At 55.6% G+C, this 5057-nt stretch carries 2 protein-coding genes and 2 pseudogenes; 1 reads left to right on the top strand and 3 read right to left on the bottom strand.

What is annotated here, in order from left to right:
* Positions 1–99: 99 nt before the first annotated feature.
* The 3 genes and pseudogenes from VMU57_RS15680 to VMU57_RS15670 form a co-directional block, all read right to left on the bottom strand.
* A complete protein-coding gene (locus tag VMU57_RS15680; protein ID WP_325385069.1) occupies positions 100–1287 on the bottom strand; it encodes an acetate/propionate family kinase in 1188 nt (395 codons plus the stop codon).
* 1343 nt (positions 1288–2630) lie between these two features.
* A pseudogene (locus VMU57_RS15675) lies at positions 2631–3388 on the bottom strand (putative glycoside hydrolase).
* A gap of 61 nt (positions 3389–3449) precedes the next feature.
* A pseudogene (locus VMU57_RS15670) lies at positions 3450–4220 on the bottom strand (DDE-type integrase/transposase/recombinase); the annotation flags it as partial.
* Between the two features lie 618 nt (positions 4221–4838).
* Here VMU57_RS15670 and VMU57_RS15665 point away from each other — a divergent pair.
* Positions 4839–4991 (top strand): hypothetical protein, encoded by a 153-nt coding sequence (locus VMU57_RS15665; RefSeq protein WP_325385067.1) that lies wholly within the window; start codon positions 4839–4841, stop codon positions 4989–4991.
* The last annotated feature ends 66 nt before the right edge of the window (positions 4992–5057 follow it).

The raw sequence follows: 5057 nt of genomic DNA, 5'->3' as shown, positions 1-5057 counted from the left end.
TGTTCATCAAAAGATAGAACTTCAGTAGAAGAGAGTGCCGCAGTGCTGCTCATGATGGGAACCTCGTGAATGCCTAATCCTCGGCATTAGGTTATCGTTCTATGCGTCCGCCTGGACCATGCGCTTTACATGCAGGGCGATGACAAGATCTTCCTGGGCGGGAACAGCGAAAACCGCCGTCTTTGAGTCAGATGCACTAACCCGGCGAACGCCATCACTCTTTGCCTCATTGAGTGAAGAATTGATCGAAACTCCACTCCCAGACAACACTTCGACGCGGGTCGCGGCATCATGCTCCCCAATTCCACCTGTGAACACAATCGCGTCCAACCCACCCATCAGCCAAGCGAAACCGCCAATCGTCTTCCGAATGCCACGCGTGAACACCTTCAGTGCCAGTGTCGCCTGCGCATTGCCCTCTTTCGCGGCCTTGCGCACAGCTTTCATATCATTCGGCAAGCCGGTAAGTGCCACCATACCGGCGTCATGGTTTAGCATTTTCTCCAACCTGTCCGGCCCGTCAGTGCCTTCTTGCTGCCGCAGCAAATACAACAACAACCCGGGATCCAGATCGCCCGGCCGCGTCCCCATCACTACCCCGCCGGTGGGCGTAAGCCCCATCGTCGTATCGACAGACTCACCATCCACCACCGCCGTTACGCTACACCCGCTCCCGAGGTGGGCAATCACCATCCGTCGCGGCAGCAGACCCAAATTTCGCATCTGTCTCACCACTGACTCGCAACTCAACCCGTGGAATCCATAGCGCCTCACACCCCGCTCGCGATACATCGTGGGAATCGCGTATGTGAACCCCTCTTCCGGCATCGTCTGGTGGAACACTGTATCGAAGCACGCAAAATGCGGCACATCCGGCATCCGTCGCATTGTTTCGCGAATGATCTCTACCGCCTCCGGGTCATGCAGAGGCGCAAAACTTGCCGCCGCTTCGAGCTTCTTCAGAATCTCGTCCGTGATGCGCACATGGTCCCAAATCTCTGCCCCGGGATGCACTACCCGGTAGCCCACCGCATCTATCTCACCTGCATCGGCACTCCGAATTGCATCGAACACAACACTAATCATTCCGGCCGGCGTATCGGACGCCTGAATCGCCCGCTGTTCCTGCGCTTGCTTGCCCTGAACGATCACAAGCGCCGCTTCCGCGGTAGAAATCCGACTCAGCTCCCCGTCAAGAAGAAGGCTTGGCTCGGAGCCATCTACTGTCGAAGCAAAGATTGAAAATTTGATCGACGAAGATCCACCATTGAGGACAAGTAGGTTCAAGAGACCACCTTAGGTGCAGCTTACTCTAAGCCGAGCCGTTGGTCTTCCGGCCCTCTGCAGCTAGTCAAGCTCACCGCCCTCAGTGACCCATCTCGTTCCGATTCTGCTGCTCTCATCCGAGAATTAGGCGAACTCGGAGTACGCACGGTCATGGTTACAGGCGCCGCGCCGGGAACTGCAGGATCGTTGCGAAGGATGTACGCTGAGCGGAGCCATATGTCCTATAACGTTCGCGAACGTCACCACCTATGGAGTTCCCGGCTAGGTATACGGGGCATCGCGGCGTTGCCTCTGAATGGTCGACAGCTCAGAGCGACCAGCTCATATACGCAGTACAGATTGATACTGAGGGTTCAGCTGCTAAAGACTTCCCGATTATCTCATATGGTTCCTGGCGGATCACGGGCTATTTGGAGGTTGACTCAGTTGGTGATAACGGTGCAATTCACTCGTTCACCTGTCTAGCATCGGCGCGAAAGCCGATAGTAATGATCATGTATGGTCCGCCGCGTGACTGCAAGGGAAAAGCTTTGGGCAAGAAGACAAGGCTGCGCAAATGTATTCGGCCTTTCGTGGAGATCAACTCTCCTGGCCATGATGAGTTGCGCGCGTGTCTTTCCTTATAAGTCGGTCGGTCGTTGGAGACCATTGTCAGTATCAGGTTGAAGACACGCCGTTGTGACTGTTCTTTCGTCCTTGTTGTTCCTGTGCAGACCTCGTGGGTAAACTTCAAAGCCGTTGCTGTAGTGCCGTCGAGTGGTCTTGCCCAGGTCGATGCCAACCGAATGTATCTGCATAACGATGATCCTCCTTGTCAGAAACTGCCTCTACCCCCTCCTGCTCGCGCAGGGGAATCAAGCGGCGGACCATCTCATTAGTCGGCATAGCGGAAGTGATCAGCGGTTCTACCTTAGCGTTGGCGCGTTGCTCCAGGATCACGAGCACACAGGAAGTTGATCGCCGATAGATCCTGACAAACGCTCTACCGGTCAGATATTGGAGCGAGACGCGTCCTTTTCGCCGCGGCATGAAGGCCGGCCAGATGGCGAAGAAGAGAACCTGAAAAACGACCCCCAAGCTGTCGGACCTGGAGCAATCCAAGTCTACCCTGCACCGCCTCACGTCGCCCAACTCCCGGCGCTCCTACCATCACACAATCCGCGACCTCATCGACTGGCACTGCTTGGAGCCACGGCTGGCGTTCAACAAATCTGTTGCGCCAGATGAAACCTTCCAGGCGACAGGATAGATTAGAGGAGTTTTCGCTACCCCTCCCCATAGAGCCATATTTTTGGTGTCCCACCTTCTCTCCTTTTGTCGTTTGCCCTCTACGTAAGCTCTGCTCATTTCAACTTGTCATAAGCTTCGAATTTCATTGCGGAATCTTTAGGAAGATCTGCCTCCTGATAATGATTGTGTGGATTCCAGAGGATCCACCCGTCCGTATTGGCATCTTTGGCGCCTCTGATCTGGTCAGCGATCTCTACGGGACCAAAGACCTTGCCGCCAAAGGCGTAGTCCCGGAATGCCCGAAGCCAGGGACGAAATTTCTTGGGGTTGGCGTGAGTGCGCTTGATGCTGTTTTCAATGCTGAGCCGGATGATGTTGTAGATGTCGTCGTTCGTAGCCATAGGGTTTCTGTGTCCAGGGATGCCAAACTTGAAACCTGAGGGGTACAGCATCGGGCAGACATAATCGACGCTGTCGACGATTCTCTGGAGTTGCTGTCCGATCCCGGAGTCATTGAGATTCCAAGCGACATACCCGAAGATATCGGCTGATACAAAGATGTTGTATGGAGCAAGGGCGGTGTGGGCCTGAACAAGAAAGTCGGTGACGGCTTGAATGCGGCCCGATTCGTCTGCAGAACCACTGAAGCTCAGTTTGGCGGGGCCATCGGGGAACGGACGTAGTCGAACTGGACCTCGTCGAAGCCAGCTTGAGCAGCTTCAAGCGCGATCGCAATGTTATATGCACGTACCTCAGACTTCCATGGGGCGGTCCATGCGATGCCTTCGCCGTCATGGAAGAGAGCGCCATTGGCGGGATGAACGGCAAGGGTCAGGTCGAGCTGTTCCGAGAGCGGCGTCTTTGAACACAACGATACGAGCGATCATGTAAGCTCCCTCGCCGTGCGCGTAATTGACCACGTCTGGGAGAGAGCGAAGGACGGTAGCTTCTTTGATGGTGCGGTTCATGCGCTCGACCTGGCCATTGCTCCAGGGATGGTTGGTCAGCCGGTGTTCGATCCCATGAAGGAGACAGAGCCGGTCGAAGGGATGTCCGCGGAAGCGTGCCGTTGGCCCCTGACGGTTCTTCGGCAGATCGGCGAACTGGATTCCGTTATCGGTGAGCACGCTGTGGATGCGGTATGGAACGGCTTCAACGAGCGCTTCGAGGAAGGCAACGGCAGCCCGCGTATCGGCCTTTTCCACCAGTTCAACGACGGCGAACTTCGAGGTGCGATCGATGGCCACGAACAGGTAGAGCTTGCCTTCGGCCGTTCTCACCTCAGCCGGGTCGATGTGGAAGAAGCCGATCGGATAGGTGTCGAACTTCTTGCTCTTAGGCTTGTCGCCTTCGACATCAGGCAACCTGCTGATGCCGTGACGCTCCAGACAGCGATGAAGGGAAGAGCGAGTGAGCTGAGGAATCGTGGCCTGGAGTGCGTAGAGGCAGTCGTCCAGCGGCAACAGCGTGTGCTTGCGAAACGCCGCGATGATGGCTTCCTGTTCGACGGAAAGAACCGTCGATCTCGGAACGGTTGGGCCGGTGCGGCGATCCACCGTGGACTCGCGCTTCTTCCACTTGGCGACCGTCTTCGGGTTGATGCCATGACGCTTAGCCAGGGTCCTCATGCTCTCTTGACTATGTTGTATCGCTCGACGGATCGCCTCAGTCGTTGTGGCGCTCCGGTGTAAAACCTGGCCCATAATGCCTCCTTCTCACGCTCAGAAAAGTATGCACCATCAATTGCCGGGACTAAACACCTAGGCTCTGTCCCGGAGTACCCTCTTGCTTCTTTTCTGCCAAGTTTTTGCACTTCAGATCAAGCGCCACGATGATCGCTTCTTGGTCTGGCTCTCCGATATTGGTACGACCGTATCAGCAATCACCGTATCAAAGTATCTCTGAGAAAATCTGATCAAAACGGCACACAGTCAGCCAACCTCGACCGCAAGTATGGGGGTCGCCGTTTATCCGGGCCATGGCAGACGGCCCTGAACTCTGGAGAAGCGCTGATGCTGCCATGTACCGCGCCAAACGAGCCGGCGGAAGCCGTCATGAATTGGTGGCTGAAGACATCACCACGGCAGTCGCCGACAGCCTGGGGAACGCCGTAAGCCCTTCTCTCCTGGACCCGAGCAGGGACAAAACAAGAGCCGCCAGGCGCGCCGCCGCTATCATTAGTAAGAACTTAGATACTTAACGAAGCGAGTGACTTCATTCACGAGGCAAGTTGCGGTCAGTGTGACATCTGCCAGCTAGCGGACAGACGAGAAAAGGCCTTACGCGTAGAAACGCTGCATACCGATTCCCGGATCATCTCTGTGGATAGAACGAGTAGCGGCATCATCGTCACGTTCGAAGATGGCAAGTATGCTCTCTATTCGACAACTCTTCTGCGCGCTATGTTTTATCAGGCCCAGGAACCGCTTGATTCTGACGAAGACGAGCAACAAAAGCATAATACGTTGGTCTAAGAACCCGCTAGGCCGCGCTTGGCACAAAATCTGACTCTTCCACATTCGCCGTCGGCGTCGCAGCTT

This window comes from Edaphobacter sp. (assembly GCF_035532915.1).
Classification (GTDB): Bacteria; Acidobacteriota; Terriglobia; order Terriglobales; family Acidobacteriaceae; genus Edaphobacter.
Note: the sequence above shows the minus strand (reverse complement) of the source record. Positions and strands in the feature narration are given on the sequence as shown.